Source organism: Rhodococcus sp. NPDC006774 (assembly GCF_040636045.1).
In the GTDB taxonomy this organism is placed as follows: Bacteria; Actinomycetota; Actinomycetes; order Mycobacteriales; family Mycobacteriaceae; genus Rhodococcoides.
In genome coordinates this window covers 19,195-42,310 of record NZ_JBEYIW010000031.1, presented here as the reverse complement: position 1 = coordinate 42,310, position 23,116 = coordinate 19,195, and the positions used below count along the sequence as shown (strand labels likewise).

Annotated in this window: 24 protein-coding genes; 4 read left to right on the top strand and 20 right to left on the bottom strand. The window is 65.7% G+C overall.

Going from position 1 to position 23,116, the window contains the following annotated elements:
• Nucleotides 1-330 precede the first annotated feature (330 nt).
• From ABZ677_RS26280 to ABZ677_RS26270, 3 genes are all read left to right on the top strand, one after another.
• Nucleotides 331-525, top strand: a complete 195-nt coding sequence (locus ABZ677_RS26280) for a hypothetical protein (RefSeq protein WP_358374723.1) — start codon at nt 331-333, stop codon at nt 523-525.
• A gap of 35 nt (nt 526-560) precedes the next feature.
• Complete coding sequence (locus ABZ677_RS26275; protein WP_358374720.1) at nt 561-1,733, top strand: hypothetical protein; 1,173 nt, start codon at nt 561-563, stop codon at nt 1,731-1,733.
• Between the two features lie 280 nt (nt 1,734-2,013).
• The gene (locus tag ABZ677_RS26270; RefSeq protein WP_358374717.1) at nt 2,014-2,367 is read left to right on the top strand and encodes a hypothetical protein; all 354 of its coding nucleotides are present in this window, start codon (nt 2,014-2,016) and stop codon (nt 2,365-2,367) included.
• A 70-nt stretch (nt 2,368-2,437) separates the two neighbouring features.
• Here the strand turns inward: ABZ677_RS26270 and ABZ677_RS26265 are convergent, their stop codons facing one another.
• From ABZ677_RS26265 to ABZ677_RS26175, 19 genes are all read right to left on the bottom strand, one after another.
• Complete coding sequence (locus tag ABZ677_RS26265; protein WP_358374714.1) at nt 2,438-4,825, bottom strand: DNA topoisomerase; 2,388 nt, start codon at nt 4,823-4,825, stop codon at nt 2,438-2,440.
• 71 nt (nt 4,826-4,896) lie between these two features.
• Nucleotides 4,897-5,469 (bottom strand): hypothetical protein, encoded by a 573-nt coding sequence (locus ABZ677_RS26260; protein ID WP_358374711.1) that lies wholly within the window; start codon nt 5,467-5,469, stop codon nt 4,897-4,899.
• Nucleotides 5,466-5,612 carry a hypothetical protein gene (locus ABZ677_RS26255; RefSeq protein ID WP_358374708.1) on the bottom strand — a complete coding sequence of 49 codons (147 nt, stop codon included), beginning with the start codon at nt 5,610-5,612 and terminating at the stop codon, nt 5,466-5,468. The genes ABZ677_RS26260 and ABZ677_RS26255 overlap by 4 nt, the downstream gene beginning before the upstream one ends.
• A gap of 73 nt (nt 5,613-5,685) precedes the next feature.
• The gene (locus ABZ677_RS26250) at nt 5,686-6,084 is read right to left on the bottom strand and encodes a hypothetical protein (protein WP_358374705.1); all 399 of its coding nucleotides are present in this window, start codon (nt 6,082-6,084) and stop codon (nt 5,686-5,688) included.
• A 36-nt stretch (nt 6,085-6,120) separates the two neighbouring features.
• Nucleotides 6,121-7,761 (bottom strand): M23 family metallopeptidase, encoded by a 1,641-nt coding sequence (locus tag ABZ677_RS26245; RefSeq protein ID WP_358374702.1) that lies wholly within the window; start codon nt 7,759-7,761, stop codon nt 6,121-6,123.
• Entirely contained in the window at nt 7,758-8,123 is a 366-nt protein-coding gene (locus ABZ677_RS26240) for a transposase (RefSeq protein WP_358374699.1), read from the bottom strand. Before ABZ677_RS26240 ends, ABZ677_RS26245 begins: the two co-directional genes overlap by 4 nt.
• Nucleotides 8,123-9,970: an ATP/GTP-binding protein gene (locus tag ABZ677_RS26235; RefSeq protein WP_358374696.1), complete on the bottom strand. Its 1,848-nt coding sequence runs from the start codon at nt 9,968-9,970 to the stop codon at nt 8,123-8,125. The genes ABZ677_RS26240 and ABZ677_RS26235 overlap by 1 nt, the downstream gene beginning before the upstream one ends.
• Nucleotides 9,971-10,021: 51 nt before the next feature.
• The gene (locus ABZ677_RS26230; protein ID WP_358374693.1) at nt 10,022-11,527 is read right to left on the bottom strand and encodes an SCO6880 family protein; all 1,506 of its coding nucleotides are present in this window, start codon (nt 11,525-11,527) and stop codon (nt 10,022-10,024) included.
• Complete coding sequence (locus ABZ677_RS26225; RefSeq protein ID WP_358374691.1) at nt 11,524-11,880, bottom strand: hypothetical protein; 357 nt, start codon at nt 11,878-11,880, stop codon at nt 11,524-11,526. The genes ABZ677_RS26230 and ABZ677_RS26225 overlap by 4 nt, the downstream gene beginning before the upstream one ends.
• A complete protein-coding gene (locus tag ABZ677_RS26220) occupies nt 11,877-13,454 on the bottom strand; it encodes a hypothetical protein (RefSeq protein ID WP_358374688.1) in 1,578 nt (525 codons plus the stop codon). Before ABZ677_RS26220 ends, ABZ677_RS26225 begins: the two co-directional genes overlap by 4 nt.
• Entirely contained in the window at nt 13,442-14,278 is an 837-nt protein-coding gene (locus ABZ677_RS26215) for a hypothetical protein (protein ID WP_358374686.1), read from the bottom strand. Before ABZ677_RS26215 ends, ABZ677_RS26220 begins: the two co-directional genes overlap by 13 nt.
• Complete coding sequence (locus ABZ677_RS26210) at nt 14,278-14,913, bottom strand: hypothetical protein (RefSeq protein WP_358374683.1); 636 nt, start codon at nt 14,911-14,913, stop codon at nt 14,278-14,280. The genes ABZ677_RS26215 and ABZ677_RS26210 overlap by 1 nt, the downstream gene beginning before the upstream one ends.
• A 54-nt stretch (nt 14,914-14,967) precedes the next feature.
• Nucleotides 14,968-15,237, bottom strand: a complete 270-nt coding sequence (locus ABZ677_RS26205) for a hypothetical protein (RefSeq protein WP_032386869.1) — start codon at nt 15,235-15,237, stop codon at nt 14,968-14,970.
• Nucleotides 15,234-15,440 (bottom strand): hypothetical protein, encoded by a 207-nt coding sequence (locus ABZ677_RS26200; protein WP_358374680.1) that lies wholly within the window; start codon nt 15,438-15,440, stop codon nt 15,234-15,236. The genes ABZ677_RS26205 and ABZ677_RS26200 overlap by 4 nt, the downstream gene beginning before the upstream one ends.
• A complete protein-coding gene (locus tag ABZ677_RS26195; protein WP_051364808.1) occupies nt 15,437-15,736 on the bottom strand; it encodes a hypothetical protein in 300 nt (99 codons plus the stop codon). Before ABZ677_RS26195 ends, ABZ677_RS26200 begins: the two co-directional genes overlap by 4 nt.
• A gap of 36 nt (nt 15,737-15,772) precedes the next feature.
• Entirely contained in the window at nt 15,773-16,411 is a 639-nt protein-coding gene (locus ABZ677_RS26190) for a DUF6668 family protein (RefSeq protein ID WP_358374677.1), read from the bottom strand.
• Between the two features lie 32 nt (nt 16,412-16,443).
• Nucleotides 16,444-18,132, bottom strand: a complete 1,689-nt coding sequence (locus tag ABZ677_RS26185; RefSeq protein ID WP_358374674.1) for a cutinase family protein — start codon at nt 18,130-18,132, stop codon at nt 16,444-16,446.
• 51 nt (nt 18,133-18,183) lie between these two features.
• Nucleotides 18,184-19,032, bottom strand: coding sequence for a hypothetical protein (locus tag ABZ677_RS26180; RefSeq protein WP_358374671.1), 849 nt, complete (start codon nt 19,030-19,032; stop codon nt 18,184-18,186).
• 92 nt (nt 19,033-19,124) lie between these two features.
• Entirely contained in the window at nt 19,125-20,339 is a 1,215-nt protein-coding gene (locus ABZ677_RS26175; protein ID WP_358374668.1) for a hypothetical protein, read from the bottom strand.
• A gap of 1,066 nt (nt 20,340-21,405) precedes the next feature.
• On the opposite strand from ABZ677_RS26175, the gene ABZ677_RS26170 reads away from it, so the two are divergent.
• A complete protein-coding gene (locus tag ABZ677_RS26170) occupies nt 21,406-21,903 on the top strand; it encodes a helix-turn-helix transcriptional regulator (RefSeq protein ID WP_080731984.1) in 498 nt (165 codons plus the stop codon).
• 173 nt (nt 21,904-22,076) lie between these two features.
• On the opposite strand, the gene ABZ677_RS26165 is transcribed toward ABZ677_RS26170, so the two are convergent.
• Nucleotides 22,077-23,111: a GAF domain-containing protein gene (locus ABZ677_RS26165; protein ID WP_358374665.1), complete on the bottom strand. Its 1,035-nt coding sequence runs from the start codon at nt 23,109-23,111 to the stop codon at nt 22,077-22,079.
• Between the last annotated feature and the right edge of the window lie 5 nt (nt 23,112-23,116).

Here is a 23,116-nt window from a genome sequence, read left to right as displayed (position 1 = left end):
TTTTCGTACGAGGACTGCGCTGACCCGCACTGCGGTCCATGACCTGTTCGAGTTCGGCGAGCCAGGCCTTGTAGGGGGCCTTGTCGGTGTCCGAGGCCATCCACGTCCACCCTTTCTTTGCGGCGCTCCCCCGGCTTGCCGTCGACCGGCGGTGGGGTGCTGCACGTGATCGCCGAACCGTGTTGGGGCCGGTGGTTGTCGTGTCCAGAAGTTAACGCACACCAACACCACACACACCCCTGACTGCACACCGGTGTGGCCCGAACGTAGGTGCCGAAGCCCGACACCACCCGAGGTCGAAGGCCACAACCACCCTCCAAGGACACCGACATGCAGAGCAAGGAAATCCGCCGCCTGGTCAGTCGATTGAACGACGCCGGCTACGACACTCGTGTTACCTCGCGCCAGCATCTCCTGGTCTCTCACAACAACCAGGTCATCACCTGCTTCGCCGGGACACCCAGCGATCACCGCAGCTGGCGCAACTCGATGGCCCCGCTCAAGCGTCTCGGCTTCAACGCATGACCAGGTTGTCCCCGTCCCCTGTCGAAAGGCACACCATGTCCCTCCACACCTTGATCGCCCGGTTTCGTTCCACCCCGCCTGCCGTCGTCGTAGCTGTCGCGGTCATCGCAGCGATCGTTGCCGGCGGACTGACTGGATGCAGCCTGCCTGCTCGGCCTGGACTGACTCTGGCGTACACCGCCTCCATCAACGAGCCGGCTCCGAGCACCGGACCGATCACCGAACTGATTACCGAGCATGCCGACAGCGCCCGCTACCCCGAAGACGGCATGGTCACCATGGTTGCCCCGGGCACCAGGACGACGATCGATCTGACCCCTATGCGCGGAAGCGAGGTCGAAGCCAATCCCGGCGTGCGCCGCGATGCGATGATCGCCGACAAGAGCACCGAGCTGGCCAACACCGTAGGTGACCTCGCTGCCACCATGCCTGGACTCGACCCCGTAGGTGTCCTCGACCAGGCTCTTCAGATCACCGAGCCCGGCGGCACCGTCATCATCACCACCAGCGGATTCGCCACCGTCGCTCCGCTCGACCTCACCTCGGCTGGTGCGTGGATGTCCGCGCCCACCGCCCTCGCCGACGCCGTCGGCGAGGCGGACTTGCCCGATGCGACCGACAAGAACATCACCTTCGCCGGTCTCGGCTATCCCGCCGTCACCAGTCCTCAGCAGGCCGCCGGCCCGGCGGCAAGGGATGCCTTGACCACGCTCTACACGCGTCTGTGCGAGCGTATGAATGCCGCGAGCTGCACCATCGTCGACGGCCCTGCCGGCACCTTCGAACCCACCACGACGGTCGCGTCGCCGACCGTCACTCTCGACCGGATCGCGACGCATTGCGTCGGTCAGATCGACATCGACAGCAATCTTGCCTTCTCGCCGAACAGTGCGGATCTGCTTCCCGCCATCGACCCTCAGCTCAACCAGGTAGTGGATAGTCTCCGTGCTTGCCCCGCCACCGCAGTCATCACCGCCACCGGACATAGCGCCACCATTCCTGGCCAGGACGAACCGGGGACCAACCTCGAACTCGCCCGCGCCGCAGCCGTACTCACCCGGCTGCGCGACCTCGGAGCCCCCAGCCACATTCTGGGCGCAGCCACCGCCGGAGGACAGATCATCGACAACTCCCCCGGTGGCACGTATCGCGAGGATCTCGCGACTCGCAACCGGGTTGTCACCCTCACCGTCAGCCCCGGAATCTGATCCGACGGTGCAACGAATCCCCTGCCATCATCGGGCAGGGGAGATTCGTCGCGTGCGGATCCCGGCACGCCCTGTATCCATCGCAGTTCTCGCGTCGGACGCTCCCGGGCCTATGTGATGTTCCAGTCGATGATGAGCGTCGGTACGAAATCCAGCTCGTACGAAAAGTCTTGATATGCCGGGTACCGATATACACTTGGACGCTCTGTGCCGCAGCTATTTTCGTGAGGCATGTCGCCAAGCGGCACATTCGTCGGTGCCCGGCTCTACTGTGACGGGTGTGAGCGACAACGAGTCCGTGGCCACGGTGCCTGAGCGCGTGCTCGACGAGCTTGCGCAGGTGGTGATCGACAAGATCGATCAACTACTCGATCGGGTGACCGACCGGGCTGTGGGCGCGCCGACGCCGGGATCGGCTGCGTGGGAGTTGGAGTGGAGCGTCCGGGACACGGCGATCGGACGTGCGCGCGAGGCCGAACGCTCGCGTGTACGAGAGGAATTAGCGCGCCGCGCGTGCGCCGAACTCGGCATCGCCGAAGGTCCCGCACCGGCGGTGCCGGCTCGGCACGCTCCCCCGGTCCGACCCCGTAGGACGAGTGCCCGCGTCGACGAGGCACAGCTCACCTTCTTCTGAACCCCGCCGCTCGAACTCGTTTCCCGATGGGTGCAGGCGTACGACCCCGCTGCTGTCCTGCGGCACCCGTTTACCGACGCACGGTGCGCTTCTTGGTGCCTGCCGTGGATTTGCGGTCCTCGAACTTCAGCTTGAATCCAAATGTCTTGCTGCCCTGGTAGGTACCTGCGGCCAGTGCGCCCTTGGCCCGGTACGTCTTACCTGTCTTGCTTGTGGCGTCGAATTCGATGGTCTCCCCGGCCAGCAGCGACGCGAGTTCCTGCTCGGTGAAGTCCTTGCCCGGCCAGTGTTCGTTGGCACCCCATCCGCGGCCTTTGAACGTGACCTGCTTGCCTTTCCACACTCCGCTGACCAGATCGGTCCGAGGTGCACGCTCCTCGAATTGAGGGTTGAAGCTCACGTGTGGGTACTGCTTGCCGTCTTTCTCCCTCACTCCTGGTTCGAGCTTTCCTGTGCAGGTGAACGTCTTTCCCGACTTCGCGCTCGTCGCGACGATCTCGATGGCCCGGCCGGCGAGCAGTGCCGCTACTTCGGTGTCGGTGAACCGGTGGCCACCGAATACCCGCTTCGCGCGGGTTACGACCGTGCCTGCGTGGGTGAGATGCAGCTCCGGTGGCAGCTCGATCATCTCCACCGCCGCCCGAGTCACTCCGGCTTTGCCCATGCGTGCCTTGAGTTCGCCGGACAGCGTGCTCGAATTTGCCTTCATCCTCTGCAGGTCGTGACGAACGAGATCGGCAACGAGGGACAGATAGTCGGCTGCCTCGCCGGTCCCGGCCTCGATCTGCGCCATCTGCTCGAAGACCTGCTCGGTGATCGTCAGGTCACCGATGTGTGTACCGGGCAGAATGCGGTGGTTGAGTTCACCGATCGCGCTGAGGGTGATCTTGCCGCGCTGCTCGACCATCAGGGCCTTGCCGCCCGAGTTGTTCGTGACCTCGGCGTACGTGCTTGTCCGGGTCGCGCCAGTACCCACGTTCCGCTTCTCGAGCTGTTTCATCAGCCAACCCATCGTCGGGTGCGGGGGCCGAGTGGGGAAGCCCTCGTGGACAAAGGGGTCGGCGACGGTACCGAGCGCGGTGGCTCCCTCCGGCTGGTCGTCGTTCTGCTGGTCCTCCTCATCGCTGTCGAACACGCCCCTCCACCCGGCGACTACGGGCACATTCAGCGAGCCGACGAAGCTCGGGTATTTCCCGACGTGGCCGCGATGCTGGTCGTACTCGTAATCGGGGGCGAGCATCGTCAGGTAGTTCTTCGCGAGGAGCTCGTAGATCTCCCGACCCAGCTCGCCGTAGGCCTTCTCCACTGCCGCGAGGCTCGGCGGTACGTTGAGCCCCGGACGGTTGGCACCGTGCGCGCCACCGGACTTGATGTGGCTCGTACGTTGTCCGCGATGGCTCAGCGCCGCCGGATCCACGCCCACCACACCGGCGATCGCGTCGACCGATGGAAGCAGCTCGTTGAACTGCTCGATCGAGATGAACTTGTCCTCGGTGCGCGGGTAGGACACCACCTGCGCCTCGTACATCTTCTGATAGGTGTCGAGAACGTTCTTCGCCCCGAAACCTTTCTTCGACAACAGAGATGACAGTGCGGCCAGGTCCATCAGTTTCGGCGGTCCCGTTTTCTTGCGTGTGGTCCCGTCGTGGACGACCGGTGACGACTGCAGGCCGCCGGGAACATCGCTCTCGTTCTCGAATCGATCGATATCGGGGTCGGTGTACGTCACGCCGTTCTCGTCCCGAAACCGGTTCTCGTAGAACGCTTTCTTGAGGTATCCGTGGTGCGCGTCGAGCCCGTCACCGACGATTACGACCATCGCGGACTTGAGTCGCCCGTTACGCAGTACCGTGCTCGCCCCGGTCGTCTTGGTCGCGAGTCTGGTGAACTGCATCGAAAGCATGTCCCACTTCGACCGGAAGTCGGCCTTGCGGTAGTCGCCCTCGGCGGCGATCGCGGTGACCGGCCGACGGGCTGTGAAGGCCTTACGCAGCGATGCCGGTGTCTCGTCCAGGAACTCCATGCGTTCGAGCTTCTTGTTCTCGAGGCCCAGGTACTCCACGATCTCCCAGCCGAGGAGTGAGCCTTCACCGGTCGGATCGAGATCGGCTGCATTGCAGATGCTCTCGCAGCCCGAGAGCACCGTCTGGAGTTCTTTGAGCAGGCTTTTCGCGTCTGGATCGGTGACCAGCTTGCCGCCGGACACCCGGCGCCGGATCTCTCGCTCCCAGCGGAAGTCGTCGGCATTCCACGGGAGATGTTCGAGCTCCCAGCTCTTGTACTTGTCGGTGAGAGGCGCGGGCACCATCGCGGCGGGGTCTTTCAATTCCAGCAGGTGCCCGCGAGCGTGGACGATGACGTACTCCGTGCCTGCGAACGTGCCACTCATGCCGCCCAGTGCGGCGGCGAAGTTACGTGCTGCGGAGGGCTTTTCGGTGAGGATTCCCACTCTTCCCATGACAATAGATCCTTCTTCTCTGCGGTGCGTGCAGCGTGTGGTCGGCGCGGGTGTTGTCGGTGGTGAGTCGGCTAGAGGCCTGCGCTGACGAGGCGATAGTTCGCGACTTTCCAGCCGTCAGCAGTGAGTTCGACGTCGACGGCTCCGGTGTAGCCGGTGAACGGGGTGATCTCACCGCTGCGGTGTTGGACGACGCGGTCGATGACGACAGCCACGGTGGCCTTGGCGTCGCCGTCCTTGTCGAGGCTCTCACCGTCGAGATTGACGCTGGTGTCGGGTCGGGCGACGGCGGTGACGATGTCGCCGCTGCGTGCCCACGCCGACCATTCCGGGATCGGTTGCGGCGCTGGATCGGGTGGTGTGGCGGCGGCGGTGGCCATCGATCCGGTCAGATGTTGGCGTTGCCCGTGCATGGCATCCCAGGGCGAATCCTGCACTGCGGGTTGCCAGGTGTACACAGCGGACATCACCGCCGTCGCGACACCCACGGGGTCGGTGGCGGACGGGTCGATGGCGATCCCGGCGTCGGTACCCGGTGGTGGCGGTGTGTCCGAGCCGCGGAAGACGAACACGATCACAGCGGCAATGGCGACCACACCGACGATGCCGAGACACGCGAAAACGATGCCTGCTCTTCGGCTCATCTCGCGCTCTCCTCGGAGCCGGAGTCGTTCGCTGATTCAGCATCGGTGTCGCAGATCTGACCCAGTGCAGCGGCTTTGGCGATGACTTCGAGCCAGTCGACGATCGGTGCGTCCGCTCGGCGGCTGTGGAGGATCTGTGCCATGTCTGTGCTCCTTGGTCTGTGATGGTGCCAGTGTCCTGGTGGCCACCGACAACAAATGTGTGGGTGTGCAGCGCTAACCGACGGTGGGGACTCCTGCTGCGGCGATCACGCTGACCGTCCAAATCGCCCACATGACGAGCGCGGTCGCCGCCAAGTGGATGGCTTTGCGGAGCGCAGTGACAGTCCAGTTCTGCGCTCGCGCAGAGGCGTCGGCGACAGCGACGACGCTGCCTATGGTCATCGCCGCGGTGACGACGATGACGGCCCACCAACCATGCGCGAGAACGTCGCGGGTCGCCGCGGCGCGGCCGCTGTCGTCGATCGTGGTGATCATCGACTCCAGGATCAATCGGGCGACGGGAACAGCCCATACCGTCCATCCGATGACCGAGGTCAGAGCAAGGGCTGTCAGTGCTCGATGCCGGTCGTGGGACGTCAGGTGGTGGCTGGTGCGTGTCGGTGCGGTGCTCATGAGTGGGCCTTTCCGTCGAGCATTGGTCGGTGGCGGCTATCGGGCCAGGTCGTAGTCGGATGCGGTGGCGGTGATGGTGGTGACGTAGTTCTGGGTCTCCGAGTAGGGCGGGACGCCGCCGAACTGTTGGACCGCTCCGGGGCCGGCGTTGTATCCGGCGAGCATCAGCTCGACGGGATCGCCGGTGATGGCCCCGGATTCGATGCCCGGTCGTAGGGTGTCGGCGACCGAGCAGTTGTAGCGGCCCTGCGCCATGACGGCGTCGCCGATGTCGTTGGGATCCCCCTCCCCCGCTGCACCGGTGACGACGCCCTGATCGTCGACGGGGAAACCGAACGACGCCCACGTTCCGGGGAGGAATTGCGCATACCCTTCGGCCCCGGCCGGACTGGTCAGGCCCGGTGTGAAGCCGGATTCCTGTTTGAGCTGAGCGGCGAGGATCGCGGGTGAGAGCTCGCGGCACTGAGCGGCCGAGAGGGCGAGCCACGGCTCGAACTCGGGAGGGATCTGGCCGGCGGCGAGGTTCGCGTGATCACCGAGACCGGCACCGGGTGCGGTGGTGCAGTTCCCGGTCGCCTTCGGTGCGGATCCGCCGCCGCCGGGGACGGGCCCGTAGGTCTGGCCGGGTGCCGGTGCGCCGTGGCCGACTGTGGTGACGTGGACGTGGTCGAAGTGGTTCTGGGTGGGAGATCCCCTGTCCTCCATGGTGTTCGGTTCACCTTGGGAGGGGATGTATTCCTGTCGCCAGATCATGTATTCGATCTGGAGATAGTCGCGGTTCGCCCACAGGTAGTCCTTGACCTGGTCGCCGAGCGCTTTGCCTTCCTCGGAGGACCAGTTGTCGATCATGATGTCCGCGGCCCGGCCGGAGGGGTGGTCGTCGAATCCCCCACCGTCGGCCCGCCACCCACCGATCGTGGTGATCTGGGGGAACTTCGCGTGAACAGCGCGGGCGACGCGGACCGTGTCGACCTGAAAGTGCTCTTCGGATCCGACGCTGGCGGGTAGCGCGGCCATTTCCGCCGTACCGCCTCTGTTCGGGGTGGGCGTGGTCGGTGCACTCGTCGACGGAGACGGTGACGGCAGTGGGCTCTGGCCGGTCTGTCCGCTACCGGGCTCGGCGGCGGCGTCGTAGAACGGCTGCGGGTCGATCGCGTTGTCGGGTGACCAGGGCCCGGTGTGGTACTCGAAGTGCAGGTGCGCGCCGGTGGTGTCGCCGTTGTTGCCTTCGTCGGCGATGTGCTGCCCGGCGGTGACACGTTCGCCTGGCTTGACCAGGACACCGTCGGGGAACATGTGCCCGTACACCGTGGAGACGGTCTGTCCGTCGATGTTGTGCTCGAGGACGATCCACATCCCGAATCCGGTCGCGGGTTCGGCTTTGGTGACGATGCCGTCGGCGTAGGCGTAGATCGGGGTGCCGACGGGACCGGCGAGGTCGATGCCCTTGTGCATCGTTCCCCACCGTGACCCGAACGGGCTCGTCAGCTGCGCCTCGGAGGTCTTCATCGGCTTGGAGAACGACCCGGCCGGAACACCACCTGCAGCAGAGGAAATGCCCTTCCCGGGAAGACAATCGGTGGGCACTTCCTCGCGGACACCGGTGGTGACGAACAGGACCACGAACAGCGACAGTGCGAGCACCACGCTCAGCGCGATCGCGCCGCCCTTCTTCACAGCGCAGCCGCCCCGAACGAGTGCGAGCCGTAGGACTGGGTGGTGATCGCACGCGGCGAGCAGGCGTCGAGTCGTTCAGTGAGAGTGCGGTTCTCGCTGCGGAGCCGCCCGATCTCGGCTTCGGCCGCCCGTAGCTTCGCGGCGACGTCATCGGACGCCGGAGACCGGGAGGATCCGAACTTGTCCTTGACCCACCGTGTCACGGTGTTCTCGTGCGCTCCGATCGCTCGAGCAAGGACTGCAACACATTCGGCGCGCGAGGCGTAGTTCTGGCGTGACTTCTCGTACTCGGTCAATACCCATTGCCGGGTCTCGGCGGGGAACTCGGCTCGCCGATGCTCGCGGGGATCGTCGGCGCGCATCACCACGCACCGACTATCTGGGAGGCGTCCTCGTCGGCCCTGTAGGCATCTGCACCGTCGAGTTCGTGGTGCTGGCCGGCGAAGTACTCGGCGAAGCGGGCGTTGGTGTCGTGGACCCCGGTGTCGTATTCGACGTCGGTGAGCACGGTCTGGATGGGGATGCCGGGGGTGTTGTCCTTTGCGACCTTGATCAGGAACTTGCCGCGCCCGATCGGATTGCGGACGGTGCGGCGTTCGGACCCGCGAAGCGCTGCCCCCCGCGACCAGGAGGTGACCATGCCCGCTTCGGCGTCGGTGAACTTCAGCTCCCCGGACAGGCGCTCGACCTCACCGATCGGCAGTCCCCCGCACACGACCATGCCGGCGCGGTCGATGAATCCCTTCGCGGTCTTGATATCGGCTTCGGTGGGCAGGGTTTCGAGGTCGCGGCCGGTGTGGGTGATCATCAGCAGCCCGGTCGCGTCGGTGCGGTTGAGGCGGGTGATCTCGTTGACGCGGGCGACCATGCCCGGTCCTGCGCCGATGACCTGCCACAGCTCGTCGAGGGCCATCAGGAACAGGCGCTGGCGGTCCAGGCCTGCGTCGGCGAGCAGGTGCGCCGCTTCGACGGTGCCGTAGGCGTCGGCCCAGCAGGAGAGCATCACCGCGGCTTTGAGGGTTGTATCTCCCCGGTCGAGGGAGGAGACGTCGATGCAGATCATCGGTGCGTCGAGGTCGATCGGTTCGGTGGTGTGGTCGGCGAATATGTCCCCGAGCGGGCCGGAGGTCAGTGCGCCGAGGGCCTGCATCAGTTCGGTGATCGCCTCGCGGTAGCCCTCGCGGTCGGTCTTGTAGGCCGCTTGGAGCATGTCCGCCGACCCGGCGTCGATGCGGGTGTAGAGGTCTTTGAGCAGCGGCGGGTTGGTGTAGGAGAATCCGCCGTCGGCGTACAGCTCGCGCAGCGCGATACCGATCAGGGAGTTCTCGAATGCTTTCACCGAGTGGGTGTCGTAGCGGATCAGCTCGACCAGGGCGCAGACGGCGTTGATCTGGCGGGTGGAGATGGTGATGGTGGCGACGTCGATCAGCTCGTCGAGCTCGGCGATGCGATCGGGGTCGGTTTCGGCGTTGCGGGCAGTGATCGCGCGGACGACTGCCTGTCCGAGGGCTCCGGCGGCGAGGGGGTTGAGGTGTCCACCGCCGTGGCCGAGGGTGATGATCTGCCCGCCGAGTAGGCGGGTGAGCTTGACGTATTCGCCTTTGATGTCGCCGGCGACGATCGGGGTCTGTCCCCATCCGCACGCGCCGAGGAGGATCTTGCGGATCAGCGTCGATTTCCCCAGGCCGGGCAGGGACAGGACGAACATCGAGGGGTTGCCGATGAGCTTGTCGCGGAAGTACGCGAACGGATCGCAGGAGACGGCGTTGCCGGTGATGGCGTGCTGGCCGACGATGGTGCCGGCCGAGGGTGCGGCTGCGCCGATCGCCCACGGGTTGAGCCCGCACATCTGCACCGAGGTGGCTTCGTACTCGATCGGGGCCGGGACGGTGGACATGCGGCCGCCGCCGGGCCCTTTGAGGCCGCGTGTGCTCGACGACAGTGCGGCGCGCCACCACGGGTCCCCAGCGGCGTCGTGGACGGCCCGTTCGACGTGAGGGTGATCGTTGCGCCACCGTGCGAGGCCTATGCCGCGTCGGGAGTACTGGTAGGGCTCTTCGGCGTCACCGGTCGCGACGGCTGCGGCGAGCTCGGCGTAGTCGGTGTCGCCGATGATCCAGCGGACGAATGCCGACGGCCGCGCAGCGTCGGTCTCGACATATAGGTCATCTGCGTGTCCCAGGTCGGGGCGGTCGTCGGTCATGGTCATCGGGGAGTCTCTTTCTCACGCAGAGTGGGGGCCGGTGGGGGCGAGCAGTGTCTAGCTGCGGCGCACCAGGATCGAGGTGGAGATCTGATCGGGTAGCAGCACTCCGACGCCGAGACCGGCGACGAACGCGGCGTCTTGGAAGGCGAACGCGCGGCGCAGTCGCAGTCGGGAGCGGGCGGCGAGGGATTCGGTGACGGCGGCGGCGTTGGCGATCTCTTCGACCGATCCGACGGTGATGGTCAGCAGTGCCGAATAGCGTTCGTATCCGGCGCCGGAGACCATTTCGCGGCGGGCCTGCTCGGCGATCTCGTGGCGCTTCTCCGACCCGGCGGAGGTGATCTTGTTGCCGCGAGAGTTGATCGCGTGCAGGGCGTCTCGGTGTTGCTTGTCGACCTTCTTCGCGGCGTCCCCGGCGGTGTAGGGGCGGTAGACGAGAGTGAGGCGCTTGCGTGGGAGGTCGTCGTGCGGCTGCAGCAGGGGTTTGAGGACGGTGTCGGTGAATACCGATTCCGGTGGTGCGGCCATCTCCCAGACGACCGAGACGCCGCCGTCGTGGCGGTAGTGTCCCCATTCGGTCTTGGCGCGGCCGGGGCCTGCGTCGTCCCAGTCGACGCCGTGATCGAGACCGGAGATCTCGAGTTCCTCGAAGTCGTTCTCGGTCGAGGGGTTGTAGGAGCGGTGCACGGCCGCGGTGATTTCGGCGGCGGTCATCGGCTGGGCATCGATCCCGGCACCGGAGAGCGACTCGTACAGATCCGGCAGGCGGCGGGCCAGTTCGGTGGCCATCTCTTCGGGGTCCTTCTGTCGCTCGCGGGTGGTAGCGCGGAAGGTGATCGACAGTCGTGCCAGGGTGCGGTGCCGACCCGAGGGCATCCGGACGGCGGACTGCTCGACGAACGACGCCGCCAAGGGCGGTGCGGTGGGGACGAGTTCGTGTTCGGCTCGCCGCGCCAATCGCAGCCCGGTCGCGGGAATGTTCTCCACCACCACCACGGCACCGACGATGTCGCCGGGCAGGCCGAGGTCGGCGAGGTAGACGCCCCAGTCTGCGGTGTAGAGGTCCTTGTCGCGCTGGACGATCGCTTCGTCGCCGCCGGGAAGGGCGTCGAAGATGACGGTGTAGCGGTGATCGTCGGGGTTGTGGATCATCCCGAATTCGTTGCCGTGTCGGTCGATTCCCATGTAGACCTTGGTGCGGGCGAGCAGGCCGGGGAGTTTGTAGCGGCCACCGGGGATCCTCGAGTGCGGTCCGGCGTGGTACTCGGTGGATTTGTCGATGTGCTTGCGCCGCAGCCATTGCATTCTCAGTTGTCCTGTCTCGTAGAGGGTTCGGCCGTTCGGGGCGATGACCAGAGGGGCGAGAACGAGTGCGCCGACGCCCATCAGCGCGAGTCCGACGACGAAGTTGCCGAAGATCAGGACCGCGAACGAGACTGCGAAAAATCCTGCGCCGTAGGCGATGACCTTCGTCGGTAGTCCGAATGCGAACGTGCTTTGCGGCCGGTTACCTGCCGAGTAGATCGGTGGTTCGTACGGGGCTTCGAGCTGCGCGGTCATCGGAGGTCACCGCGCGCGATCACTGCCGCCCCCGCGACGGCTGCGCTGACGACCACGGCGATCGATGCCAGGGCAGCAGTACGTGCGCTGATGTTCTGCCACCATGCGCACTGCTCGGCGGTCCCCCAGGTGTGGGCGGCGGGTGGCTGCTGCCCGGTAGGGGTTCTCACTCCGATGGCGGGTGTGAATTCGGCGGCGTGCTGTCGCCAGTCCGGTGCGCGGCGAAGGCGAGTGTCGGAGGTGAGGGCGATGGTGCGCGGGTCGAAGAAGGTTTTGACGGTGCCCTTGTGTGCGTGCGGGTCGAAGATGAAGACAGCGCGCTTGGGTGCGTGCGGTGAATTGTGTTGCGTCATAGTTGGATCCGTCCGTGGTAGTTGCCGACTGCGCCTTCTGCAGCAGAGCCGAGAGTGGTCGAGACCGAGCCCGCGGTGCGGCCGACTGTGCCTGCGGTCTTGAGTGCCCCTGCCGCCCCGCGTAGGCCTGCCGAGGATGCTGTGCGACCTGCCGATGCTGCGGCCGAACCGGCTCTGCGGGCTGCGCCCATCGGCCCAGACGATGCGCCCGCGTGCGAGGGACTCGATCCTCCGTTGTAGCGGCCCTGAAAACCGGGGGTGGAACGCGCGCCTGTGCCGTTTCCGCCTGAGGAACCACCTTTGCCGCCGCCACCGGACGATCCGGCGACGGTGTTCGCCGCTGCCCCGAGGGCGCGGGATGCCGCCATTCCGCCGGCCCCCATCACTGCGCCTCCTGCTGCGCCGAGCGCTCCTACTTCCCGCCCACCGGCGGAGATGGATTCTGCTGCGGGCGCGACGATCTTGATCAAGGTGGGTAGGCAGAATCCGACGACGGCCAGGAGGACCGAGCCGATGATGACGGTCGCGATCTGATCCGAGCTCGACGCCGAGGACGCCCAGAACGCGAACAGGTACAGCAGCGTCGCGACCGGCTTGAACAGGAGAGCGCCTAGAGTGAAGGCGATCATCGACTTGTAGGAGCTGCGACCGGTGCCGGTGGCCGACGCTGCTGCGGCGAGCGGGATGACGGCGACGACGACGCACAGCACGGCCTCACGGATCAGCAGTGCGATGAGCTGCGCTACCGAACCGAGGAATGCGAATCCCGCGCAGGCGAGCGCGAGGATCGGGCCGAGGCCGGTCTTGTCGTCGAATGCGGTGATGGCAGTGATCTTCTCGTCGAGGTTGCCGCCGACGAATTTCTCCAGCGCGTATGCCGAGGCGATGTCGCCGCCTTGGTGGAACATCAACACCAGAATTGGCAGAAGTGACACGGTGACGACGGTTCGGACCAACATGGTCGCGGTCTCGGTGGCCCCTTCCATCACAGCTTGTTTGCGGGCGATCGCGAGCTTGATCATCGCAATGATGATGGAGGCGAACAAGGCGACGACGGTGAACCCGGAGATGATGTTGCGTAGGCCCGACATCGCGTTCTCCGCCGCGAGGCCCGGTATGCCGGAGGACATCCAGAACGTCATCACCGATCGGAATGCTTGGGTGTTGCCTTCCATCACCGATTTGGCGAAGTCCCCGACCGGGTCGCCCCAGAATGTCGAGAGTGTGGAGTCGACGGCGGTGGAGAACGCGTCACCGGGATGATCGCTGAAGGCTGAGTCCAAGCAGAAGAACTGGTCGGCGGCATCGCGTCCGCCGACCGCGTCCAGGAATTTGTCAGCAAGCCCGCCTTCGACGATCGCATCCGATCCGTCGGCCAGGCATTCGCGGCGTTGCTGCTGAAAGTCGTTGCCGTCGGCACCGGGGTTGATCTGCTCGGTCAGATTCGGTGCTGGGGCGGGGGTGGGGTCTTGAGCGTGGGCGAGCCCGCTGGCCGCGACGACCGCGATCAGCGACAGTAGCGCGATGAGGATCGCGCGGGCGGCGATGGCCGCTGCGCGCGTCACAGTGCCCACCGGGTGAAACCGTCGAGCGAGTTGTACGGGCCGAATGATGCGGGTCCGGTGGCTTCCCGGGCTTTCCATGTGCCCTGGTCCCACACCATGTTCAATCGCAGGCCTCCGTAGACCGGTGATTGCATGCGCTGGCCGCTGTCGTCGACGTCACGAATCATGGCGAGTTCGACGACGGTGAAAGTATCAGTGCAGGAGAGGATTTTGAATGCAACCGGTGCCCGCAGTGCCACAGTGCCGGTATTGATCGGCCGGTTCTCTTCGACTGCTCGTGCGTCGTCGCCGACGACGTCGCTGCCGTTCAAGATCAGCTTGTCGCCTGCCTCGATAGCAACCTGTCCTCCCGCGAGTGTGCGAGGCAGGATGTTGGCGGCGGCCAAAGCCGCTCCCTGCGGGGTGCGGGTGTAGCCGGCGAGGACCAGCCCGTCGATGTACGACGGCCCATCCGTCTCGGAGTACAGGGTCGAGACACCGAAGTTGCGTTGGATCATCATCGACTCCGGGGACGTCACCGGTTGCCCGTCATTGGTGCATTCGACACGCGGGCCGGTCGGCTCACGCTGCGGGAGCGGTTGGCCAGCAGGGTTGTTCGGGACCATCACCGTGCGCCCGGACAGGTCCGCGTCGGGAACACCGAAGCCTTCCGCGCCGGTGTCGAGCTCGGAGTCACCGGGGGTAGGTGCTGCTGTCGTGGGTGTTGGACCAGCGGTCGTCGGTGGGGTGTCGTCGTCGTTCACGTTCGGGATGACGAAGACGATCGCGCCGACGACCGCGACGACGACGAACACGGCGAGGCCGATGAGGAGTTTGCGTGTCAGGGCGCTCATCAGTTGTGCTCCAACGTGGTGAAGCCGTCGAGCGAGTCCAGCTCGACCGCGTCGATGTTCTCTTCGGTGGTCGGCAGGACAATGCGCCAGTCGTCGGCGATCCACTGCAGAGCAATGGGGTAGGCGTAGAGTTGGTCGTCGCCGCCGATGGTTTGTGCCACCGACACCCCCGCCGAAAGCGGATCACTGGAGTAGTCGGTGACCTCGAACCCGACGAACTTCGGTGCAGCGTCGGCAGGGACCGAACCGGAGACGGTGACGGCGGCGCGTGCGGCCGCGAACTCGTCGCGACCGGGCCCGGGTGCGGTCACGGTGTTGACCACTTCCGGCCACGCGCGGTCGTCGGCGACGGCAAGTGCGGTCTGCCCGTTGATCGCGGCCAGGACAGCACCTTGTGGGGTCTGTGCATATCCGCTGCGATTCACCGATGTTCCAGCGAGGGGCCCGTCGACCCGTGAGGTCGGCACCGATACCCCTGCGACCTCGCGCCAGGTCAGCTCGGCCGGAGCGGAACGCAGATCCGGTGCCGGATCCGGGGCAGCGGCGGGTGTGTCGTCGTTGCCGGATCCGCACGCAGCGAGTGCGAGGACGGTCGCCGCTGTCGCGGCGATCCGGAGTGTGCGGGAGACGGTCATCAGAGGAGGGCCTTTCGGGTCGATGCAGTTCGGGCGCAGGGAATGTCGGGGTTCTCAGGCGAGTACGGCTTGGGCGATTCCGGATGCGGATCCGATGATGGCGGCACAGATCAGGATCCGGGCCAGGGTGGCGTCCTCGACCATCTGCGTGCCGGTGGATTTGCGTTGGTTGACGAACACCGCCCCGCACACGAACAGTGCTGCGATGCAGGTGACGATGGCGAACCAGAGCAGCCACGACAGGCCCGTCATGATCGGCTGCCACACCTCGTCGGGCCACTCGACCGGTGAGGTCGGTGGTTGCGCGAGCACGACGGTGTTCATGTCATCGCCGCCGTGACCGCTGTATTCGCCACTCCAGCAACGAATCCGAGCAGAATCGACACATACAGCAGTCCGATGGCCCGCTGGTTGGCCTGACACCAGCGGCCCCTGAATTGGTCGTACGCAAGCTCACCGCCGCCAACCATGACTCCGACAATCGAGGCAATGATCAGACCCCACAGAGTCCAGTTCACGATGGTCATAGGACGAGCATGTTGACCAGGCCTGCGGCACCACCGATGACGATGGACCCGAACAGTCCGCCGACGAGTTTGCCGGTCGCATTGCCGCCTTGGCCTCCGCCGGAGATTTTCTCGTACGCGAGCATCGCGCCACAGATCATGATCCCGGCGACGGCAGCGATGATGCAGCCCCACATCAGCCAGGACAGCAGGGTCAAGATCTTGTCCCCGGTAGGGCCGTCCGGTGCTTGGGGGCTGACATCGCCGATGTTCTGCGCGAGGAACGTGGTCGTCGATGCGGTGAGGCTGGCAATCATGGTGTTCTCCTTGGGTGTTGGTTGAGAGGGTGCGGTTCAGTGGCCTGACGCATTGCGGGCGGCGGTGAAGATCTCCCGCCCGATCGCGGCGAGTTCGTGGTGTGGGCTGGTCGTCGAGGGGGCCAGTGCCCGCATCCGGCCGGGTGGCGGTGGGTCGGGTTCGGTGGGTGTCCAGATCGCGAGTTCGTTCTGTCTGTGGGTGCGCAGATCCTCGACGTACGGGATCCGCCACACCGCTGGTGCTGCGGAGGCGACGACGTCCGCCCATCGGCGCAGGGTCTTGGGGAGTGGGCCGGGGGCGTCGGGTACCAGGACCAGTCCGAGGAGAGTGCAGTCGCCGACGAGGCCGGCCTGAGCTTGCAGGAGAAGGTCGTGGGCAGCGTCGAGGCCGGCGCGGTCGGTGCGGCAGACGACGACGACATTGCGGTGCCGGTCGGCTGCGGGCCAGCCCCGGCGAGCATCGCCCGCCGGGGCCCAGATCTGAGCGAGGGTGCCTGCGCCGGAGCGCCCGTGAGCGGCGAGGAGCCACATCACGGGCGGGCGACCGCTGACCGCGACCGGGTCGTCGTGAATCGGTGCTCGGCGTGAGGGCGGCGGTATCCGCAGCCCGGCCGGGGTGACCGACACGTCGTCGTCTCGGTAGTAGTCATGGTGCTCAGCTGGTTGTGCGGCCATGTCGGGCGCACCTCCTTCTCCGGCGTTCTCGGTCACCGAGTGGTGGTTGGTGAGACGGTGGTCGGCACAGCGGCAGAAGCAGAGGGGGTCGTCGTGGTGGCCGCTGTGGTCGTTGTGGCGGTGCCGGTGGCTCCGACGGTGGCGTGGGCGGCGAGGATGCTCCCGGCGCTGCGGACGGTGTCGGTGGTGGCGAACAGCGCCGCACCTTGTTTGATCACTGCCCCGACCTTGTCTGCGAGGCTCTGATCGCCGGTCAGGTCAGCGGCGAGGGCGACGATCCATCGCACGGTCAGCTCGACGGGGGTCTCACCTTGGGATCCGACCGGAACACTGTCGTAGGAGCCGTGTTTGGTGGCGGTGTTCCAGTACGAGGTGTCGGTGACGAGCTGCGCGAGACCGGCGTTCTCGTCGATGGTGTTCGACACTTCCTTGAACGCGACGTCGACGGCCGAATCGATCGTGGCTGGGGGCACGAGCTTGACCGCCGAGGACAGCACCTTGGTGGCGAGTATGCCGAGGGCTGCGGGTGGGTTGGTCAGACCGACGGTGGCGAGCTGGCCGATGGTCTCGGGGGTGATGACGTCCTTGGCGACGGTGATCGCCGCGCCGATGGCCATGCCGGCGATCTTGGTGACCGCACCGACCGCTTCGTCGATCATCTCGTCGGTCGAGGTGGCGGAGGGGTCGGAGTACTTCGCCATCTTCGACAGCACCGTTTCCGAGGACGAGTTGACCTCGAATCGTCCTGCCTTGGAGTCGAAGTCGATGTTGTCGTTGATCACCGACGCGCCGGTCATCAGGGCGGTGCGTCCGACGGCGGTGGAGACGTCGGTGAGGATCCGGACGGGGTCGCGGGTGTCCATCGAGGACTGTCCGGCAATGGAGGCAACGAGCTTGGCGGCGGGGGCGTCGATGGGGGTGTCACACGCGAGATCGCCTGCGGTGCAGTACGAGGCGACCCGGTCCGAGACTGCTCCGAATCCTGCGATCTTCGGTGTCGGTGCGATACCGCCGCCTGCGGGGGCGGCTGCGGCGACGGCCGGGGCAAGTTGGACGGTGTCCACTGCTGCGCCGCTCGTTCCCGGTGCCGGGGCAGGAGTAGAGCCGCCGCCGGCGATGACGTCTTCGCCTTCGGCTCGGGTGGGGTCGGAGAACAGTGCTGCGCCGGCGAAGTGGTCGGCGTCGACGGGGCCGTATCCTGCTCCGATGTCGCGGGTGACTTGGGAGGCGACCTCGCCGCCCTGGGAGTAGCCGGAGAGGAAGACCTTGGTGCCGGGGCAGCGTGCTGCGATGTCGGAGATCATCTTGGTGGTGTTCTCGACGCCGATGTCGACGGACTGGGCGTAGGGAACGGCGGAGCGATCGCCGGGCTTGCCACCGAAACTCGCCGGGTAGGGAACGTAGCTGCGTTCGAGAGCGGGCCCGTCACCGGAGTTCGCATCACGCATCGCCGGAACGGTCAACCGGGAGAAGAAGCCCGAATCGGTGTCGGGTGAGGAGTTCTCGTCGATCTCGGTGGTGCCGGGGACGACGACGAGATGCAGCACCGGGCAGTCGCCGTCGGTGCTGGATTGGCTCGTAGTCGCCGATCCGGACGGGGTGGGAGTGGCGGAGGGCTGCGCGGCCGCGACGCCGCTGGCGGAGACCGCGACCGTCATCGCGGCGGTGGCGGCGAGCAGGCGCGGAGTGAGGCGACGAACCTGGTCGATGGATGTGTGCACGGTTTCTCTCTTCTTCAGTGGGGTCCAGCGGATGTGCCTGGTCATAAGGGGTCAGCGCGGGACGATGGCGGAGATGAGCGTCGTGCCGTCCTGCTGCTCGGTGGTGGTGATCCGTTGGCGGCTCATACGGCCGTCGATGCCGGGGCCGCGTTCGACGACGGTGACGTCGTAGATCCCCGCGTCGATCGGGTCGGCCAAGACACAGAACTCGATGTCGGGTTCGAGCTGGTCGATCCCCTGCTGGAGTCTCTGCGCGGACGCCATCACCGCGTCCAGTGCACCTGCTGCGCGGGCTGCGGCACCGTCGCGGTCGAAGTAAAAGGCCTTCTCGAACCGCCAGATCGCCACCGCGCCAGGGTCGTCACTGTCTTCGGTGACCGGGTCACCGTCGGCTTGGCCCTTGCACCAGGTGACATCGGCGGCGGCGGCACCGGCGGCAGCGGGGGCCGCCGATGTGGGAAGGGTTGTGGTGGTGACGATGTCGGCGGGAAGCAGTGCGGCAGGGGCCTGCGGTTCGTCACCGACACCGGTGAGGACCAGAGCTGCTCCCAAGCCTCCTCCGACCAGGACCGTGAGGGCAATCGTGACGGCGACAGCGGCGCGGTGGCGTCGCCACCACGACCGTGGGGGCGGCGTTTGCGCGGTGTAGGGGCCTCCAGTGCGAAGTAGAGAGGTCCGTTCGTCGAAGGAGCTGTATCCATCCGCTGCCCGGGCGGTGCCCATGTCCTCCGCAGAGTCGCCTGCAAACCAGTCGTCGTCGGGATCGACGTCGGTGTTGTGCTGGTCGGTCAGGACGGTCAGTCTGCGCTCGGACGCTGCAGCGGCAGTCTCTGTGTCGGCGACGACAGGGTCGGCGAACCAATCATCGGAGCTGTCGTCGGGGGTCTCTCGAGGTGCCACAACAGGGCCTTTCCGAGTGTCGAAGTGCAGGAACGGGATCGAACCTTCGGATACAGCCCGCCCACCGGTAGTGGTCGGGCTGCACCCGGAGATCAGATCGCGAGGTTCAGGCCTGCCAGGGCAGCGTTCGCCTGGTCGAGAACCGGTGCGACGGCGGTGTTCACCGCGGCTACCGTGTCAGCAACGGCGGGCTGCTCGAGCACCGTCGAGGAGAACTGCTGAACCTGCTCGTAGGCGGGTTCGGTCCATACCGGTGCAGCACTGATTGCCTGCCCGACGGTGGTGTCGACCGTGTTCTGGGTACCGGAGGCCTCGACAAGCAGCGGCGCAGCAGAGGCCGCTGGGACGCTCTCGGGTGCCGGTAGCGGGGCGGGCTCTTCGATGATTTGCTGCTCGCCGCCGAGCACGGTGGCACCGAGGATGCCGCCGATGGCAGCGCCGGTGCCGGTCAGGCCCAGCACGATCGGTGCCGACAGGGCAGCACCGACGCCTGCTCCTGCGAGTGCAGCCGCGCCGGGAATGAAGACCCAGCCGACAGGTCCGCCCCAGACGATCGCGCCGGTGCCTGTGGTGGCGGCGACGCCGAGTGCGCCGCCGATGGCGGCTGCGGTGCCGGTGATCACGGCGGCCGGGGCTACGGAGGCAGCGAGGCCGACAGCGCCACCGGTCAACACACCCGTGGCGGTGCCGGCGGCGATGCGGTCGGCGCGGGGTGCGTCGGCGAACCCGTTGTCCACGAGCCAGTTTCCGCCGTCGGCCTGTACAGCGGCTCCGGTGTTGTTGAACTGTTCGACCAAGTTCCGGTCCAGCACGTTCGGGTCGTACGGTACGAGTTCGCCACCGACGAGGACGTAGCCGTCGGGTGCGTCGATCGGAGCGATGATCTTGCGCTGCACAGTCGGGACAGGCGGTGGAGGCGGCGGGGTCGCTTGCAGGGCGGGCGGTGCCTCGGTCGGCGCAGCCTGCGGCGCGGGAGTGGTCTCGTAGTAGGTGTTCTGGTACGAGGACTGCTGATTACCGGACCGGTAGTCGTCGTAGCTACGCCACTGGGACTGCTGGACCTGAGGTGAGGCCTGGTAGCCGGGCAGGAACTGGCGTTCCTGGGTCGGGGCCGGCGGCGGCGCGACGGGAGTGGTGTCGGTGGTTCCGGACTGGGCGGTGTCGGGTGCGGTGACGAAGTCCTGCGGTGCTGCGTGTGCGGTCGCGGTGCCCCACGCGAGGGCGACGGCCACGGGAACGGCAGTGAGAACGAGAGCCCGGTCCCTGCGGCGGCGGTGACGCCCACCAATTCCTTGCTGAGGAGACATTGTGTGGCTGTGCCTTTCGTAAGCCGCTGTGATGCAGCGGTATTGGGTGATGTGTGACAGGAGTGGTTGATGGTGGAACCACCACCGTCCGCGCTGGGGAACGACCGAAAACGAGGGTCAGCCTTCGGGCGAACCCTCAGCGCGGACGGGTGATGCCTTGGGAGTGGATGCCAGCGGGCGTCCGTTGCACGCTGGCATCCACGAGCACTCAGCCCAGTAGGCCGAGCCAGAACCAGAGCTGCGAGAAGATCCAAGGCATCGGTCGTATTCCTTTCTGTCAGTGGACTAGTGGGAATGTGTTCGATGTCCCGGCGGGGTAGCGCAGTTCGGCACACGATGAGGTCGAAGCGTCACCATGCGACCCTCGCGCCGGTCCACCAATTGAGGGGCTACACGGGAGCCTCAGTGCAGTGAGTTCGCCGCGTAGACCCTCGCGACTGATCGCCTCTTCAGGCGTCAGTCGAGATTGGGGGGTACTAGGCCACGTGGCTGAAGAGCGGAGACCGTGGGAGTGGTTCCAGGAACGTCGCATTGGCGTCAGTCCATTCACCAATCACCGCGCCCGTCTCTTCGCAGATCAGCCTGTGGTGGCTGTGGTGGGGCACGGCTGGGAGCGAACACACGGCCAGGCCCGCAACACGGTCGTTGACCGAGGGGCAGAGGGCGATGCCGGGATTGCAGGTGGAGCCCGGATGTAACGTTCGCGGTTGCGCGACAGATGTCATAGGTGTCTCCGATCCGATTGCGGTTCTGCTAGATCCGCTTAGGCTGGGAGAGCCCCTGCGGATACAAGTTGGGCCCGATATTGGGGCTTTGTTCTGTAGGTGGAGGGGACTCCGGATGCGTTTCGGGACGACCAATCACGGCGCATCTGGAGTCTGCTAATTCGAGTTACTCTGAGCCAGTCGGCTTCTCGCTTTCTTTGGCGCATCAGTGATGCGTAGACGCTGTGGTTGATGCGGTGTGCGTCTGTAAGCCGAATCTTGCTCTGCCGACGCCCCGGGGGTGAACCTCAGTTGCATCGTCTAAACAACTGTATCTATACACTAGCATCAAAACATGCTTTATGTGCTACCGAATTGGGACAAGTGGCATCGTGTCCTCTCGTGAGGTTCCATCGGTGAGGCGTCGGTTGCGTGGTTTCGCACCTGACAAGCTGCGGGCACGACGAATTGAACTCAAGCTGAGTGGTGCCGAGGTTGCGCGCGTTCTCGGAGTGGCTTTGACGACGTACTCACAATGGGAGCGAGGCCAGTCCCATCCCCGTATAGACACTCTTGCTCGATGCGCTAAGGAATTCGGGTGCGAGATCAGCGATTTCGTCTCAGTGCCGGAGGACGAGGAATACCTCGGTGATCTGCGAATATCCAGGGGGCTGACCCAGGGGATGCTCGCGAGCGAAATCGGCGTCAGTAGCCAGTACATCGGGGCGCTCGAGCGCGGGCAGAGCAAACTGAGCGCGCCGGCCGCCCGCCAGATAGCGGAAGCGTTGGGGTACCCGGCGCAACGGGTCAGCGAGGCATACGAGCGTGTGCGGAAGCGGCCACGGGGCGAACCGGCCTGAGTAGGGACCTGACTCTGGATCGACATTCTGGCTCCAAGACGCGTGCTTGTTAGCCACGTGAAATATGTTCCACGTGGTGCTCAAAGGCTGCGTCTGAGGGCCATGCGGCCGACAGGAAATCTTCAACTCTTCGGGAGAGCGGAAGGTGCCGAGGGCGAAGCTATCACGATCAGTTAGGGAGTGGGAACCTCGAGCACCTGCTCGGAAGGTTGTAGCGCGGGGAGCACCGCAAGGACCAGCCGGTCACCAAGCTGTCCAGGGTAGGGCCTTAGTTCGAGTCGGGTTTGCTGCCACTTCCAGCCGGTCGCGTCGCCGCCGTCGATTGCACGGACGCGTACATCAGCTGACACAGGTGACGTATCGTGAGTCCACTTTTCCAGAGCGTCTGACAGTGTCGCTCGGTCGTCGTCGTGCAACACGCCACAGCCGCTTGTGAGGTCACGCCATTTCACCCAGGTTGGAGCTTCCGGTAACCACATTGTCAAAATCCCGGTTCGGCCGTCGAATACAGCGATGCGTGTTCCACCGCTCTCGAGGCCGCTCGGCATTCCCAGCTCAGCCAATGTCGGTTTGTCGGGTTCCGTTGTGTCTGTCACGTCGTGCCATAGCAGCCTGAGGCCGACGTTGGGAGGGTCAGTTCTCCCCCTCCCCCAGCAATGCCAACGCATGATTCGGCCATCTGCGTGGAGAACGGACATCGGGCCCTCCCACTTCTGACCGTGTGTAGGAACCAACGCCTGGGCGAACAACTCCTCGGACCCATCGAATTTGACAGCCTTGGCGTTGTACTCAGCCGGGGTTCGTTCTGGTACGTGATCAGCAGCAGAGACGCCGGACATCGCGGAAGCCTCGACTGTCTGCTCGATGACGGTGCGTTCGAGTAGCCAGGCTATTCCGGAAACGATGCGCACAGGATCGGGTTCGACCTCCGGGTCCCCCACCCAGACCTGTATGCCGTGGGTTTCCCCTGACGGCCCCAGAACTGGTACTGCGCGTATGCGAGCTTCACGCCGACGGCCTTTGAAGAGCACATCTTGCTGGGCGCGAGAACTGCGCGTGAGTTCCAGAAAACCAGGTAGATCGAACTCAGGCCCAGGTGACAAGCGATCGATTTTGGTCCAATCTCGGACCTTCCCCCCAGTACTGATGACTGTCATCTGTCCCGGCACCAGAGTTTCCACCAGGTGCCAGCTGTTCAGGGTGTCCACAGGTT

Bases quoted from the DNA above. Each gene is read 5' to 3' on its own strand.
- ABZ677_RS26260 (WP_358374711.1), bottom strand. From the start codon at position 5,469: ATGAGCCGAAGAGCAGGCATCGTTTTCGCGTGTCTCGGCATCGTCGGT.
- ABZ677_RS26175 (WP_358374668.1), bottom strand. From the start codon at position 20,339: ATGTCTCCTCAGCAAGGAATTGGTGGGCGTCACCGCCGCCGCAGGGAC.
- ABZ677_RS26265 (WP_358374714.1), bottom strand. From the start codon at position 4,825: ATGGGAAGAGTGGGAATCCTCACCGAAAAGCCCTCCGCAGCACGTAAC.
- ABZ677_RS26255 (WP_358374708.1), bottom strand. From the start codon at position 5,612: ATGGCACAGATCCTCCACAGCCGCCGAGCGGACGCACCGATCGTCGAC.
- ABZ677_RS26225 (WP_358374691.1), bottom strand. From the start codon at position 11,880: ATGACGCAACACAATTCACCGCACGCACCCAAGCGCGCTGTCTTCATC.
- ABZ677_RS26275 (WP_358374720.1), top strand. From the start codon at position 561: ATGTCCCTCCACACCTTGATCGCCCGGTTTCGTTCCACCCCGCCTGCC.
- ABZ677_RS26280 (WP_358374723.1), top strand. From the start codon at position 331: ATGCAGAGCAAGGAAATCCGCCGCCTGGTCAGTCGATTGAACGACGCC.
- ABZ677_RS26215 (WP_358374686.1), bottom strand. From the start codon at position 14,278: ATGAGCGCCCTGACACGCAAACTCCTCATCGGCCTCGCCGTGTTCGTC.
- ABZ677_RS26230 (WP_358374693.1), bottom strand. From the start codon at position 11,527: ATGACCGCGCAGCTCGAAGCCCCGTACGAACCACCGATCTACTCGGCA.
- ABZ677_RS26235 (WP_358374696.1), bottom strand. From the start codon at position 9,970: ATGACCATGACCGACGACCGCCCCGACCTGGGACACGCAGATGACCTA.
- ABZ677_RS26200 (WP_358374680.1), bottom strand. From the start codon at position 15,440: ATGACCATCGTGAACTGGACTCTGTGGGGTCTGATCATTGCCTCGATT.
- ABZ677_RS26190 (WP_358374677.1), bottom strand. From the start codon at position 16,411: ATGGCCGCACAACCAGCTGAGCACCATGACTACTACCGAGACGACGAC.
- ABZ677_RS26170 (WP_080731984.1), top strand. From the start codon at position 21,406: ATGTGCTACCGAATTGGGACAAGTGGCATCGTGTCCTCTCGTGAGGTT.
- ABZ677_RS26205 (WP_032386869.1), bottom strand. From the start codon at position 15,237: ATGAACACCGTCGTGCTCGCGCAACCACCGACCTCACCGGTCGAGTGG.
- ABZ677_RS26250 (WP_358374705.1), bottom strand. From the start codon at position 6,084: ATGAGCACCGCACCGACACGCACCAGCCACCACCTGACGTCCCACGAC.
- ABZ677_RS26195 (WP_051364808.1), bottom strand. From the start codon at position 15,736: ATGATTGCCAGCCTCACCGCATCGACGACCACGTTCCTCGCGCAGAAC.
- ABZ677_RS26240 (WP_358374699.1), bottom strand. From the start codon at position 8,123: ATGCGCGCCGACGATCCCCGCGAGCATCGGCGAGCCGAGTTCCCCGCC.
- ABZ677_RS26210 (WP_358374683.1), bottom strand. From the start codon at position 14,913: ATGACCGTCTCCCGCACACTCCGGATCGCCGCGACAGCGGCGACCGTC.